This is a genomic window from Gallibacterium genomosp. 3 (genome assembly GCF_001678475.1).
GTDB lineage: Bacteria > Pseudomonadota > Gammaproteobacteria > Enterobacterales > Pasteurellaceae > Gallibacterium > Gallibacterium faecale.
In genome coordinates this window covers 12,532-27,196 of record NZ_JTJR01000013.1, presented here as the reverse complement: position 1 = coordinate 27,196, position 14,665 = coordinate 12,532, and the positions used below count along the sequence as shown (strand labels likewise).

15 protein-coding genes and 1 pseudogene are annotated in these 14,665 nt (G+C 36.7%); 1 reads left to right on the top strand and 15 read right to left on the bottom strand.

Going from position 1 to position 14,665, the window contains the following annotated elements; translation table 11 throughout:
* Nucleotides 1-63 precede the first annotated feature (63 nt).
* Nucleotides 64-924 carry a phosphoribosylaminoimidazolesuccinocarboxamide synthase gene (locus QV06_RS03770; protein WP_065237010.1) on the top strand — a complete coding sequence of 287 codons (861 nt, stop codon included), beginning with the start codon at nucleotides 64-66 and terminating at the stop codon, nucleotides 922-924.
* A gap of 157 nt (nucleotides 925-1,081) precedes the next feature.
* Here QV06_RS03770 and mog read toward each other — a convergent pair whose 3' ends face one another.
* The 15 genes and pseudogenes from mog to ptsH all read right to left on the bottom strand — a co-directional run bounded on the left by mog (nucleotide 1,082) and on the right by ptsH (nucleotide 14,636).
* The gene (gene mog, locus QV06_RS03765; protein ID WP_156540645.1) at nucleotides 1,082-1,654 is read right to left on the bottom strand and encodes a molybdopterin adenylyltransferase; all 573 of its coding nucleotides are present in this window, start codon (nucleotides 1,652-1,654) and stop codon (nucleotides 1,082-1,084) included.
* Nucleotides 1,655-1,658: 4 nt separating this feature from the next.
* Nucleotides 1,659-2,129, bottom strand: a complete 471-nt coding sequence (locus QV06_RS03760; protein ID WP_065235259.1) for a DMT family transporter — start codon at nucleotides 2,127-2,129, stop codon at nucleotides 1,659-1,661.
* Nucleotides 2,129-2,467 carry a nitrogen regulatory protein P-II gene (glnB, locus tag QV06_RS03755; RefSeq protein WP_065235260.1) on the bottom strand — a complete coding sequence of 113 codons (339 nt, stop codon included), beginning with the start codon at nucleotides 2,465-2,467 and terminating at the stop codon, nucleotides 2,129-2,131. Before glnB ends, QV06_RS03760 begins: the two co-directional genes overlap by 1 nt.
* Before the next feature lie 20 nt (nucleotides 2,468-2,487).
* Nucleotides 2,488-3,648: a 23S rRNA (uracil(747)-C(5))-methyltransferase RlmC gene (rlmC, locus tag QV06_RS03750; protein ID WP_082985033.1), complete on the bottom strand. Its 1,161-nt coding sequence runs from the start codon at nucleotides 3,646-3,648 to the stop codon at nucleotides 2,488-2,490.
* Nucleotides 3,648-4,691 (bottom strand): beta-N-acetylhexosaminidase, encoded by a 1,044-nt coding sequence (gene nagZ / locus QV06_RS03745; RefSeq protein ID WP_065237009.1) that lies wholly within the window; start codon nucleotides 4,689-4,691, stop codon nucleotides 3,648-3,650. The genes rlmC and nagZ overlap by 1 nt, the downstream gene beginning before the upstream one ends.
* Before the next feature lie 15 nt (nucleotides 4,692-4,706).
* The gene (locus QV06_RS03740; RefSeq protein ID WP_065237008.1) at nucleotides 4,707-5,066 is read right to left on the bottom strand and encodes a DUF1425 domain-containing protein; all 360 of its coding nucleotides are present in this window, start codon (nucleotides 5,064-5,066) and stop codon (nucleotides 4,707-4,709) included.
* Nucleotides 5,067-5,078: 12 nt separating this feature from the next.
* Nucleotides 5,079-6,059: an elongation factor P--(R)-beta-lysine ligase gene (gene epmA, locus QV06_RS03735; protein WP_065237007.1), complete on the bottom strand. Its 981-nt coding sequence runs from the start codon at nucleotides 6,057-6,059 to the stop codon at nucleotides 5,079-5,081.
* A gap of 76 nt (nucleotides 6,060-6,135) precedes the next feature.
* The gene (locus QV06_RS03730; RefSeq protein WP_065237006.1) at nucleotides 6,136-6,933 is read right to left on the bottom strand and encodes a TatD family hydrolase; all 798 of its coding nucleotides are present in this window, start codon (nucleotides 6,931-6,933) and stop codon (nucleotides 6,136-6,138) included.
* A 17-nt stretch (nucleotides 6,934-6,950) separates the two neighbouring features.
* Nucleotides 6,951-7,298, bottom strand: coding sequence for a SirB2 family protein (locus QV06_RS03725; RefSeq protein ID WP_065237005.1), 348 nt, complete (start codon nucleotides 7,296-7,298; stop codon nucleotides 6,951-6,953).
* 67 nt (nucleotides 7,299-7,365) lie between these two features.
* Nucleotides 7,366-8,855, bottom strand: a pseudogene (locus QV06_RS03720) (carbon starvation CstA family protein).
* Nucleotides 8,856-9,027: 172 nt separating this feature from the next.
* Nucleotides 9,028-9,495: an anaerobic ribonucleoside-triphosphate reductase-activating protein gene (nrdG, locus tag QV06_RS03715; protein ID WP_065237004.1), complete on the bottom strand. Its 468-nt coding sequence runs from the start codon at nucleotides 9,493-9,495 to the stop codon at nucleotides 9,028-9,030.
* 10 nt (nucleotides 9,496-9,505) lie between these two features.
* Nucleotides 9,506-11,653: an anaerobic ribonucleoside-triphosphate reductase gene (gene nrdD / locus QV06_RS03710; protein WP_065237042.1), complete on the bottom strand. Its 2,148-nt coding sequence runs from the start codon at nucleotides 11,651-11,653 to the stop codon at nucleotides 9,506-9,508.
* A 365-nt stretch (nucleotides 11,654-12,018) separates the two neighbouring features.
* Nucleotides 12,019-12,519, bottom strand: a complete 501-nt coding sequence (crr, locus tag QV06_RS03705) for a PTS glucose transporter subunit IIA (RefSeq protein WP_065235268.1) — start codon at nucleotides 12,517-12,519, stop codon at nucleotides 12,019-12,021.
* Nucleotides 12,520-12,592: 73 nt separating this feature from the next.
* Nucleotides 12,593-14,320, bottom strand: a complete 1,728-nt coding sequence (gene ptsI / locus QV06_RS03700) for a phosphoenolpyruvate-protein phosphotransferase PtsI (RefSeq protein ID WP_065235269.1) — start codon at nucleotides 14,318-14,320, stop codon at nucleotides 12,593-12,595.
* Nucleotides 14,321-14,378: 58 nt separating this feature from the next.
* Complete coding sequence (gene ptsH / locus QV06_RS03695; protein ID WP_065235270.1) at nucleotides 14,379-14,636, bottom strand: phosphocarrier protein Hpr; 258 nt, start codon at nucleotides 14,634-14,636, stop codon at nucleotides 14,379-14,381.
* Nucleotides 14,637-14,665 lie beyond the last annotated feature (29 nt).

The window sequence follows — 14,665 nt, the reverse complement described above, 5'->3', positions numbered from 1 at the left end:
GAAACTTAACAAGAATAGGCGTATAATTCGCAACGGTTTTCTTTTAAGTACAGGTATCTTGTTATGCAAACTATTAGCCTAAAAAAAATTTATTCTGGGAAAGTTCGTGATCTTTATGAAATTGATGACAAAAGAATGTTGATGGTTGCGTCTGATCGCCTTTCTGCATTTGATGTTATTCTTGATGATCCTATTCCAAGAAAAGGCGAAATTTTAACGCAAATTTCTAATTTCTGGTTCAAAAAACTCGCTCATATTATGCCAAATCATTTCACTGGCGATACCGTTTATGATGTATTACCAGAAGCAGAAGCAAAAGCGATTGAAAAACGAGCTGTGGTTTGTAAACGCCTTACTCCAATTAAAATTGAATCTATTGTGCGTGGCTATTTAACTGGTAGCGGTTTAAAAGATTATCAACAAACAGGCTCTGTTTGTGGTATCGAATTACCAAAAGGCTTAGTTGACGCAAGCAAATTACCTGAACCAATCTTCACCCCATCAAGTAAAGAAGAAATTGGTAATCATGATATTAATATTAGCTATGCGGAATGTGAAAAATTAATTGGCAAAGAATTAGCCGCTCAAGTAAAAACAAAAGCTATTGAACTTTATACTACTGCGGCGGAATATGCTTTAAGCAAAGGCATTATTATTTGTGATACCAAATTTGAATTTGGTTTAGATGAAGATGGTACATTAACCTTAATGGATGAGGTATTAACTCCAGATTCTAGCCGTTTCTGGTCAGTTGATACTTATCAAGAAGGCATAAACCCACCTTCTTTTGATAAACAATTTATTCGTAACTGGTTGGAAAACAGTGGTTGGAATAAACAACCGCCTGCACCAAGAGTACCACAAGAGATTATTGAGCAGACTGTTGCTAAATATCAGGAAGCGTTTGATTTATTAACAAAATAAATAGTTTAAATATTGGGTACTACTAAGTACCCAATATTTTTTATTATAACTAACAAAGTCTAACTATAATAAATACCAGATATCGCATTAATATCTGGCATAGAGAGGAAGAAAAATATATGGATCTTATTCGCTAAATATCCGTTGATAGCGTGAGTTATTTTTTCTTCGGACGAAAACTATCTACCACTGATTTATGGGTATCAATATAGATACCGCTTAATAACTCTAAACAATAAGGGACAGCAGCGAAAATACCTTTCACCATAACCTTACCATTTTCATCTTTTAACCCTTCTAAGGTTTCTTTAATTGCTTTTGGTTGTCCTGGTAAATTAAGAATTAAACTCTCTTTACGAATTACGCCGACTTGACGCGATAAAATCGCAGTTGGTACAAATTGCAAACTAATTTGTCGCATTTGTTCCCCAAATCCTGGCATTTCTCGATCTGCCACCGCTAATGTCGCATCTGGTGTTACATCTCGTTTTGCAGGGCCAGTACCTCCAGTGGTTAGCACTAAATGACAGCCACACTCATCTACTAATTCTTTTAAGGTTTGTTCAATTAATGGTTGCTCATCTGGAATTAAGCGAGTTTCGACTGTAAACGGGTCAATTAACGCTTGGCTTAACCACTCTTGAAGCGATGGTAAACCTTTGTCTTGATAAATCCCTTGTGAAGCACGATCCGAAATTGAAACTAAACCTACTTTAAGTTGAGTCATAATGATTTTATCCTTTTAATCCAAACCATTTATCGCCAAAGAAAAAGAGAACTAATCCTGCCATAACAATCAACATTCCCCCTAATTTCCATAGCGTAATTTCTCTTACTGGCATATAAATCAAACCAAAATGGTCAATTAACATTGCCGCCACTAATTGGCCAATAATGATAAAAAATAACATATTGGTGATCCCAACTTTCGGCGCAAGAAAAATCGTCGTAAATACCACTAACGCCCCTAATGGACCACCAATAAACTTCCAAAAGGGTTGCCCGGCAAGATTTTGTAAGCCTTCCCATAAATTCGTTTTTACCAAACAAACAACAAAAAGTGCTAATGTTCCTGTTGCAAATGAAATTAATGCTGCAATTAAAGGTTGCCCTGCAACCACCTTACTTAATTGACTATTGATGGCAGCTTGTGACGCTAAGCCAACCCCTGCCACCAATGCAATCACAATATAAATAATGCCCACTAAATTGCGTCCTCGTTTTCTTCACCAGTACGAATACGAATAACCCTCTCTACATCATAAACAAAAATCTTACCATCACCGATCTTGCCTGATTGTGCGGTATTCATAATCGCTTCAATACATTGTTCTACTTGATCATCAACCACTACAATTTCTAATTTTACTTTTGGCAGGAAATCCACCATATATTCCGCACCACGATAAAGCTCTGTGTGTCCTTTTTGACGCCCAAATCCTTTAACTTCACTCACTGTCATTCCAGTAATACCAATATCAGATAATGCTTCACGTACATCATCTAATTTAAATGGCTTAATAATGGCTTCTATCTTTTTCATGTTTGCCTCCTGTGGCTGAGTTAGATTAATTCTAATAATCCCAATACCTCATAATGCATGGTATGTGGGAACATATCGAATAATTGTAATTTGCTTAACCGATAATTTGAGAGATGTGCTAAATCACGTTGCATACTCTCAACATTACAACTTGAATAAAGCATAAATTTCGGTTGTAACCCATTTAAATAACTTGCTAATTGTTTACCTATGCCTCGTCTTGGCGGATTCACAATGACTAAATCAGGCTGTTCGCCTTGTTGTGCCTGATATTGACTGGCATCTAAATCCTGAAAATGAATCTTAGTTAGTCCTAATTTATCTGCTGCTCGCTTAGCCGCTTGAATAGCAGAAGCTGAAATTTCAATTCCTACTAAAGATACATTAGGTTCAACTGCTCGGCGAGCCACTGCACAATGCAAACCAAATCCGCCTACACCACAAAAAAGATCCCAGATCTTTTGGATAGAAAGCGCTGCTGTCCACTGTTGTGCCGTGCGATATAACGCTGCAGCTACCTGTGGATTAGTTTGGAAAAAACCTTGTGGACGAATAAACAGAGAAATCTGATTAAATTGTTCTTCTAACATCTGTTCATCTGTCAAATAAACTTCCTGCTCGCCTTCAAGAATCGCTGCTGGCTGCGGTTGAATATTGGCGGTTACCACACTAATTTGTGGTAAATTTTGCAACAATGCTGGTAATTCACGCCGAATTAACTCCAATTTGTTCTCACTTCTTAGCACAAATCGCAACATAAATTTTTTGCTCCACTGGCTCTGTGTGAGCAAGATATATTTTAACTCGCCCTTACGTTTTGCAATGTGATAAGGCACTAATCCCGCCCGTCCAACAAAATCTTTTAGCTGTTGAAAAATAGTTTGAAATTCAGTGGGATATAACAAACAATCTGTTAAATCAACCGCACTTTCCATCACGAATGGATCGGTCAATATACCAAATATTGGTCGCTCTACGGCTCCACTCACTACCATTTTTGCTCGATTCCGCATTGCCACTGGGGCTGAAACTTGGGCAGGTAAACAAATGGTCTTAGTGTCAATAAAATCAGTTAGTGTTTGTTGTAAATGCTGCTGCTTTTGGGCAATTTGTTGTGAGTAATCTTGCTCAATCCAGATACAAGAGCGGCAATCTTTTTGTGCGAAATGCGGGCAATTCATTATGCTTGTGCCTTCTCTTTCATTTCTAACCATTGTTGCTGTAAAGCACTTAGACGCTGATGTGCCGTTACCCAACGAGAAGTCGCTTGCAACTCAGAAAGTGAAAAACGTTGCTGCTTCGCTAACTGTAAATAAGCCGCTTGTTCTTGCTGGGTTGGTTGGTAAGTTAAACCATCTAATACTTCAATAACGCCTGCACGTTCATTACAGAGTAATAAAATATCGCACCCCGCAGCTAATGCTTGTTCACTTCGTTGTACAAAACTCCCCATAAATCCTGCGCCTTTCATCCCTAAATCGTCAGAAAAGATTAAGCCAGTAAAACCAAGCTGTTTCCGTAACACACTCTTTAACCAATAAGCTGAACCACTTGCTGGTTGATCATCTGCCTGTGTATAAATCACATGAGCTGGCATAATGGCTTTTAACTTATTTTTACTAATTAATTGTTGGAAAGGCTGAATATCTTGGCAAAAAATCTGTTCAACTGGACGTTCATCTTTTGGCGTTTCTAAATGCGAATCAGCAATGACTGCACCATGTCCAGGAAAATGTTTACCTGTGGTTGCCATACCTGCTTGCAACATACCATCACAAAATGCTTCAGCTAAAGGCAATAATTGTTGCCAATCTTGATGAAAACTACGATCATCAATCGCTTTACATTGATGCCCCACATCTAACACTGGCGCAAAACTAAGGTCAATATCCATTGCAATCATTTCTGCTGCCATCAACCAAGCACTCTCTTTTGCCCAATATTGTTGTTCCTCTGCTGGCAATATGGGTGCAAAAGCTTGCATCGCAGGTAATTGGGTAAATCCTTGGCGAAAACGCTGCACCCGCCCGCCTTCTTGATCAACCGTAATTAATAAAGGGCGTTTTACCTTTTGGCGAATATTTTTAATTAAAGCTTGTAGCTGCGGAATATCCTCAAAATTTCGAGTAAATAAGATCACACCAGCAATTAAAGGATGGTTTAAAATCTCAACTTCTTCTTGTTCTAATTCTTTCCCTTGTAAATCAACAATCAATTTAGCCATATAGCTTCCTAGCCTCTAATTTGCTTTAAAGTAAACTCGATAATTGGTACTTTCCGCTGTTGTTTTTTGTAACGTAATTTTCGCTTGTTGTTTCGCCGCTAAAATTAATTTCTGCCAAACCTCTTGTTGCTGCCAATCAGCTCGTTGCGTTACACCCTTTTTATCATACCAAGTTAATAAATAAACGGTTTGTATGCTTTGATTACTCGCATTTTTTAGCAGTAATTGATTTGCTGATGCTGTTACTTCCAATGTAGGCACTAATTCTGATTCAATATTCACAATCGGCGTTGCACTATATAACGGAGAGATTGTTTTTGATGAACAGGCACTTAATCCAAGCAACATACAACATAAATAAATTAATTTACGCATTTCCTCTCCCCATTATGCATTGTTAATTGAAAATGAAATCACATCTTCAATATTATCGGTTGATAGTGCAATCATTAATAATCGATCAACACCTAACGCCACGCCTGAACAAGAAGGAATCCCCGATTTTAAAGCCGCTAAAAAACGAGAATCCATCTGTTGTAGTGGTAAATGTAATTTTTCACGTAATAAATTATCTTGTTCAAAACGATGTAATTGTTCATTTGCATCTGTTAATTCATGAAAGCCGTTCGCAAGTTCTAAGCCCTTATAATAGAACTCAAAACGTTCTGCCACACGGTGATCTTCTGAGCTAATTTGTGCTAATGCCGCTTGTGCCGCTGGGAAATGATATACCGCTACTGGATGATCCTGACCAATATTCTTTTCTACAATTTCGCTAAACAGATATTGTAATAAGGTATCTCGTCCTTCCATATCTGCATTGACTAATCCTTGTTTTTTCGCTTTTTCAACTAATTCTACTTTGGTTGCTGAAAGAGGATCTAAACCAACATACTCTTGAAACACAAATTGATAACTTAGAGATTCTGTCGGTGGGCAATCTAAAATTTGTTGCAATAAATCATCAACTTCATTGATTAACCGATACATATCAAAAAAGGGACGATACCACTCCAACATCGTAAATTCTGGGTTATGTCGTTTACCCGCTTCTTCATTACGAAATACTTTGCTAATTTGAAAAATAGGACCACTTCCTTCCGCCAATAAACGCTTCATATGATATTCAGGGCTAGTAATTAAATGCAACGTTTGCGGATTGGCGTCAAATGGTGGGGTAAATTCAGTTTGGAATGTCGATAAATGTACGTCTGTTACCGAAAAAGCACTTAAAATCGGCGTTTCTACTTCAAGCAAGCCTCGATCAGCAAAGAATTGTCGAATAGAGGCAATAATTTTGGCACGCTTTAATAAGTTTTGAATAGAAGAAGTCGATTTCCAATTTTCATCTTGGACAATAGCTGACATAGTTGATCCCTTGTTGATAAAAACAAACGTTTTATTGTAATGGGTTAAAGATGAAATAACAATTTAACCAATAAGATTAAACTGCTTCTGTTAAGGCAAAAAGTTGATGGCTATTTTGCCAAATTTGTTCTACTAAAGTTTCGTAACATTCAGAACGCAATTCTGCTAACGCTTGTGCAATTAAAGGCAAGCGTGCTGGATGATTAGGCTGCCCTTGCCAACCAGATACAGGCATATCCGGACTATCTGTTTCTAATACTAATGCAGTTAATGGTAATTGAGCGATTGTTTGGCGTGTTTTATTCGCTCTTGAATAGGTAATTGTACCACCAACCCCAATTTTATAGCCTAAATCAACAAAACGTTTTGCCTGTTGATAACTACCAGAAAAGCCGTGAATTACGCCTTTTTTGGCTACATCATACCTTTTTAAAAAAGGAAATAATTGATCATGCGCGCGACGAGAGTGCAAACTTACTGGTAGTTGATAACGCTTGGCTAATGCTAATTGTGCCTCCAAAAAATCGCATTGTTTTTGCCATAATTCCGCTGTGGTAATTTCTGGCGGATAACGATCTAAACCAATTTCGGCAACCGCAATACAATTCGCTTTGCGTTCAGCTAAACATTGCTCTAATAGAAATAAATCCTGTTCTGTATGTTGAGCAATAAATAAAGGATGTAATCCTAAGCCATAATAAAGATTAGATTCAGTAGATACCCATTGAGGCAGTTTGACTAAGCTTTGCCGATCAATCCCCACCACCAGCATTTTGAGCACTTTTTGGGCTGTCGCTGCCTCTACAATTTGATGTAACGATTGCTGTAAATCGTTCGCTAAGTAATCAAGATGTGTATGGGTATCAAAAAACATAAATTAAGCCTAAATCACTAAAACGAGTTTGAATAACCTAACCACATTGCAGCAATAAAACAGATGAATGCTAATGGCAGTAATTTATTTTGTGGATGCTCACGTTTGAATACTTTGGCAGCAAAAATGATATATAACACTAATGCAGCGATCTTAATAAGCAGCCAATCAACTAAACTAAAATTAAACACTAATAGAAAAGTTAAGCCACTCACTAATAAAGCGGTATCAGCAATATGAGGTAAAATCCGCAATAATTTATATTGACGCCATGACTTACCCTGCCATTGTAAACCGCCACGAATCATAAATAAGATTAAACTTGCCCAAGCGGCAAGAAGATGAACATAAATTACAGTAATCATAAGATAAAAAAATAGCCGGCTAAAAATAGACGGCTATTGTGCATAATCACTGTTTTAAAATCAATAATTAAGCTGGGTTAGTTTCTGAGTCTGGGTCACCATCAGCAATTGGTTTCAACATTGTGAAGAAACAAACTGTTGCTAATGCAGTTAAACCAACACCTACCCATACAGCTGTATCATAAGCTAAACCAAAACCAATCTTCGCATAGGCTAAGAATGTTGCTGATACCATAGTCATAAAGATTGCTGGGATAGTACAAATCCAGTGGAACTTATGATAACGATAGAGATATGCAGCAGCAGTCCATAACATTACCATTGCTGTGGTTTGGTTTGCCCAACCGAAGTAACGCCATAATACTTGGAAATCAAGTTTAGTAATGATAAAACCAACTACGAATAAAGGCACCGCAATCATTAAACGTTTTACTAAATTCTTTTGATCAATTTTAAAGAATTCTGCAATGATTAAACGTGCTGCACGGAATGAAGTATCCCCAGAAGTAATTGGTAATACCACCACACCAAGCACAGCTAAGATACCACCAAAGTAACCTAACATTTGAGTTGCTGAATCATAAACCACTTTTGATGGTGTACCCATGTTAATTGCTTCGTTCATTTCTGCTGGGCTGTTATAGAAAGTTAAACCAACCATACACCAGATTAACGCAATAATACCTTCACCAATCATTGCACCATAGAATACAAAACGACCTTCTTTTTCATTTTCCATACAACGCGCCATTAATGGAGATTGGGTAGCATGGAAACCAGATACTGCACCACAAGCAATGGTTACGAAAATTAATGGCCAAATTGGTAATCCAGTAGGGTGTAAGTTTTCAAAAAATTTAGAGAAACTCATCTCACCAACACTATGGAATAACGCTTTATCTTCAAATAATAATGCGAAAAACATACCGAATGACATAAAGAGTAATAATGCACCAAATAATGGATAAACACGTCCAATAATTTTGTCAATTGGTATTAAAGTAGCAATGATGTAGTACAAAAAAATCACAGTTGTCCAGACAACAAGGGTATGACCACGATCAAGATTCATTGATTCGCCAAGATTATCCATTGTTAAGTTGGTTAGTAATCCGGCTGGAGAAATTACGAATACTACCCCAACAAGCACCAACAGCACTAATGCTAAAGCATTCATAAAATGTTTAACTGGTGCACCTAAATATTTACCTGTTAAATTAGGCACTGAAGCACCGCCATTACGTACACTTAACATACCACTAAAATAATCGTGTACTGCACCAGCAAACACACAACCTAATACACGATCCATAGCATTGCAACTGGCCCATATAAAGCCCCTAAAATTGGTCCAAAAATCGGTCCAGTTCCAGCGATATTTAATAACTGAATTAACCAAATTTTTCCTTTAGACATAGGAACGTAATCCACACCATCATTCATTAAATGGGCTGGTGTATCACGTTTTGGATTGATTTTAAAGACTTTTTCTACAATAGAACCATAAATGAAGTAGCCCGCAATTAAGAAAGCTACTGATAAGAGGAACCACACCATAATTTTCACCTCAAAAATCTTATTTAAAACCGCGAGATTTTAACAAAAGAAAAATAAGAGTGTTAAAAATTTATTTAAAGATGTGATTAATATCACATCTCTCTTGTCATAATGCTGAAAAAGCTAGCAGTGATATCGTGATAAATCACTAAAACCATCTGAAAAACCTTCTTTATAGGGAAAATCGATAAATAACTTGATTCGCCGATCCTCGCCAAACCAAGGTAGGATCGGCTTGTTCTTGAATAAATTTACCATCAATTAAGACGTCAATATAAGCCAACATCTCGCGTTGTTGCTGATCTAACTCTGCAAGTTGATAACCGGTCCAACACCAAATATCCTTATCTGGACATTCCGTTTTAATCCGTTTCACCAAAGGCAACAATCTATTAACATTTCGTGGATGCAATGGATCACCACCAGATAAAGATAATCCTTGGCGACGAATCCTTGTATCTTTTAGATCACGGATAATTTGCTCTTCCATAGCTTGATCAAAAAAAACACCAGAATCAAATGACCAACTCTTTTGGTTATAACAGCCCCGACATTGATGCGTGCATCCTGCGACGAAAAGTGTACAGCGAGTACCTTCACCATTCACCACATCCACTGGATAATATTGCAGATAATTCATTGATTAAGCCTTATAAATGTTTTACCCGACGTTTGACTTCTTCTTGTTTACCTGGGTTAAACGGTCGTGCATCAGGACTACCTAAATAACCACATACACGACGAATTACCGATACTTTTTCACTATTATGGTTACCACATTTTGGGCAAACAAACCCTTTGCTAGTACAAGCAAATTCCCCTGTAAATCCACATTCATAACACTCATCTATCGGCGTATTGGTACCATAATAAGGTACTCTGTCATAGCTATAATCCCAGACATCCTCTAATGCTTTTAGATTATGTTGCAAATTCGGATATTCCCCATAGCAAATAAAGCCACCACTTGCTAAAGGTGGATATGCCATTTCAAAATCTAACTTATCGTAAGGATTCACTTTCTTTTCCACATCTAAATGGAAACTGTTCGTGTAATATCCTTTATCTGTCACCCCTTCAATAATACCGAATTGCTTACTATCTAAACGGCAAAAGCGATCGCATAAACTTTCACTTGGGGTTGAATAAAGACTAAATGCATAGCCAGTTTCGGCTTGCCATTTTTTTGTAGCCTCGCTGAGATAACCTACAATCGCAATACCTTTTTCACGTAAAGTTTCATTGTCAAAGATATGACCTTGGGCATATAAGGCATTTATTGTTTCATGAATGCCAATATATCCTAGCGAAATTGATGCTCTGCCGTTTTTAAAAATTTTCGCTACATTCTCATCTGCCTTTAATCGTACCCCACAAGCCCCCTCCATATAGAGAATTGGCGCAACTCGGGCTTTTGTTTGTTCTAAACGGGCAATTCTGGTTAATAATGCTTGTTTTGCGATTGCCAAACGTTGATCAAGAATTTGATAAAATCTTGCTTCATTGTGTTCTGCTTCCAAAGCAATTCGCGGTAAATTTAGGCTTACCACGCCAAGATTATTGCGTCCTGCGTGAATCTCTCTGCCATCTTCCACATAACGACCAAGAAAACTACGACATCCCATCGGTGCTTTAAATGAACCTGTTACTTTCACCACTTGATCATAGTTTAAAATATCAGGATACATACGTTTAGATGCACACTCTAAAGCTAACTGCTTAATATCATAATTCGGATCTTGAGGTTGTTGATTTAAACCGCGTTTAATCGTAAACACTAATTTTGGAAAAACTGCTGTTTTATGATTCTTGCCTAAACCTCGAATACGATTTAATAAAATAGAACGTTGAATTAATTTCGCCTGCCAGCTTGTTCCTAAACCAAAACCAAAAGTAACAAATGGCGTTTGCCCATTAGCAGTATGTAATGTATTAACTTCATACTCTAAAGACTGAAATGCGTCAAAACACTCTTTTTCAATTAACGCTTGTGCATACGCTTCCTGATCTGGAATTTGCCATATTTTTGCATTTTGTAGATGTTTCTGATAACTCTTTTCTACATAAGGTGCTAATACTTCATCTAGACGATCGATCGTTGTGCCACCATAAATATGGCTTGCGACTTGTGCTATGATTTGTGCGGTTACTGCAGTGGCAGTAGTAATTGATTTTGGTGGCTCAATTTCAGCATTTCCCATTTTAAAACCTTGCGTTAGCATTCCTTCTAAATCAACTAACATACAGTTAAACATTGGGAAAAATGGTGAATAATCGAGATCATGATAATGAATTTCACCTTTTTCATGTGCAACTACAACCTCAGGTGGCAAAATATAACTTTTAGCATAATGTCTAGCGACAATACCTGCTAATAGATCGCGTTGTGTTGGTATTACTTTTGCATCTTTATTCGCATTTTCATTAATCAACAACACATTATTTTGTTCAATTAATCCTTCGATCTCTTTTGTCAATCGGCTTCGTTTTTCTCGTTCTTTATCACGATCATGGCGATATTCAATATATGCACGTGCTACTTGAGGATATTCACCACGCATTAAATGATCTTCAACAACTTGTTGGATATAGGCAATATCAACCTGTTGTTTAAAACTATCCACAATCGCAATACTAATGGTTTGGCTTAATTGCTCGAAATATCCATCATCATAAATACCGACCGCTTGTGCTGCTTTTTTCATCGCATTACTAATAAATTGAGCATTAAATGGTACCTGTGATCCGTCTCTTTTAATAACAGTTAATAATGCAGCTGCATCTTGATATGTGGTTATTGCTGGTGAGGAGGAAAGAATTTTATTGAACATAGCTGTCTCCTTATTTAAATCGGAGATACTATATATTGATATTTTAATTAATTCAAACACAATATATTGTGTTTTGTTATCCTAAATCAGTAAACATTACAAATCTGTAATCATCTTTTTTCTCTAACAGAGAAACCACTTTATCCATCAGAAAGCTCAAAATTAACAAATTTAACAATTCTTTTTAGACGCTTTAAAAATTTTTTCCTATCTTAAAATGATATAGCCTATTCATTAAGCGGTTGTACAAATAACAGACAAAACTGCAAATTTTAAATATAAAAAAAGATTGAGTATTGCTACCCAATCTTTTTCACTCAATATCTAATTAATTATTTTTTGATAACTAAAACAACTGATTCCCCAGCGACAGTTTCACCCACTTTTTTCTCCATATGAGAAACTTCGTCCATATTAGAGATAACAATCGGAGTAAGCACTGATTTTGCTTTTGCTTCTAATAATTCTAAATCAAGTTCAATCACAGTATCGCCACGTTTTACAGTTTGTCCTTCTTGAGCAATACGGGTAAAACCTTCACCTTTTAATTCAACTGTATCAATACCAAAGTGAACAAAAAGCTCGATACCTTCTTTTGATTCCATTGAAAACGCATGATTGGTTTCAAAAATTTTACCAATCACACCATCAACTGGAGCAACGATTTTGTTACCTTTTGGACGAATCGCAACACCATCACCAACGATTTTCTCAGAGAAAACAACATCTGGAACATCTTCAATGTTTACGATTTCACCTGTTAATGGTGCATAAATTTCTACTTCAACGGCTTTATTGTCCTTTGAACCAAATAACTTATCGAATAAACCCATTTTTTTCTCCTTATCAGAAAGATTTTAAGCTCAGATCTGTGCCTAATATTAGCTGAATTTTTTACTTTTGTATCTAATTTAATGCTTTTTCAGATAAAAAATTCTCAATCAACTGATCAACATCTGCTGCTGTTGGTTGTAACAATACTTCTTTCGCAAGATCTTGAGCATCTTGATAATTCACATTACGGATTAATTTCTTAATCTTCGGTACCGAGATAGAACTCATACTAAATTCATCTAATCCCATACCTAATAACAAGATTGTTGCTTTTTCATCACCTGCTAACTCTCCACACATTCCTGTCCATTTGCCTTCAGCGTGTGACGCATCAATAACTTGCTTAATTAATGATAACACAGATGGTGTTAATGGATTATACAGATGAGAAATCAATTCATTACCACGGTCAACCGCTAATGTATATTGCGTTAAGTCGTTAGTACCAATACTAAAGAAATCAACCTCTTTCGCTAAGAATTTCGCATTTACTGCGGCAGATGGTGTTTCTACCATCACACCAACTTGAATATTTTCGTCAAATGCTTTTCCTTCTTCACGAAGTTGTTGTTTTAAGGTTTCTAACACAGATTTAAGTTCACGAATCTCTTCTACTGAAATAATCATCGGGAACATCACTGCTAATTTACCAAATGCAGATGCACGTAACACAGCACGTAATTGTGCATTAAGAATTTCTCGACGATCCAAAGCAATACGAATTGCTCGCCAGCCTAAGAATGGATTCATTTCTTTTGGTAAATTCATATATGGCAATTCTTTATCGCCACCAATATCCATAGTACGAAGAATCACTAAACGATTTTTCATCGCTTCTACAACGGCTTTATAAGCTTGGAATTGCTCTTCTTCTGTTGGTAATTGATCACGATCCATAAACAGGAACTCGGTACGATACAAGCCAACACCTTCCGCACCATTACGCTCTGCCCCGTCAATATCACGGATAGTGCCAATATTCGCACAAACATCAACACGGCGACCATCTAATGTCACCGCCGGTAGATCTTTAAGCTTAATTAATTCTGCTTTTTCTTCTTTATATTGCTCTTCTAATACTCTTAAGCGAGCAATTTCTTCCTGAGTTGGATTGACATAAACTGCATTATTTAATGCATCAAGAACGAGATAATCCCCTGTATTCACTTTTGCAGTAACATTATTCGTTCCCACAATTGCTGGTAACTCAAGAGAACGTGCCATAATCGAGGTATGTGAAGTACGTCCACCAATATCGGTAATAAAACCAAGCACTTTGTCTAAATTTAATTGTGCTGTTTCAGATGGTGTTAAGTCATAAGCTACTAAAATTGATTCTTCAGCAATTTCGCCTAAATCAATAATATGCATACCTAAAATATTTTTTAATAAACGATTTCCAATATCACGAATATCTCCTGCACGTTCTTTAAGATACTCATCATCAATATCAGAAAGCATAGCCACTTGTTGATCAATGACTACAGAAGCAGCGACATCTGCTGTTACATGGTGTTCTTTTAGATAAGCAATGATTTCTTCTTCTAGCTCTTCATCTTCAAGAATCATTAAATGACCTTCAAAGATAGCTTCTTTCTCTTCACCCAGAGTTTGGCGTGCTTTTTCTTTAATTGCTGTTAATTGTGCTGATGCAGCTTCTCTTCCTTTATAGAAGCGTGCAATTTCACCTTCAACTTCATCTTCAGAAATCTTACGTTTATCAAGAACAATAGGTTCTTCTTTCAACACTAATGCCTTACCAAAAACAATACCTGGGGAAGCTAAAATACCTGAAATCATAATATAACCTTCTTCAAAATCACTAAATAAACACAGATGCCGACTTCGATTGGACGACTTATTCTAAAGTTGGAATTAATGCAACAAGGTGATCTACTGCTGCTTTTTCATCTTCACCTTCTGCAGAAATAGTGATTGTAGTTCCTTGAGTTAAGCCTAAAGTTTGTAATTTGAACAAACTTTTTGCACTCGCACTTTTACCACCAGATGTCACAGTAATATCAGATGAAAAACCTTTAGCTTCTTTTACGAATTGCGCTGCTGGACGAGTGTGTAAACCGTTTGGTGCTGTGATGGTAATTTCTTGAGAATACATTTTTCTCTCCTTAAATCTCATGGATAGGT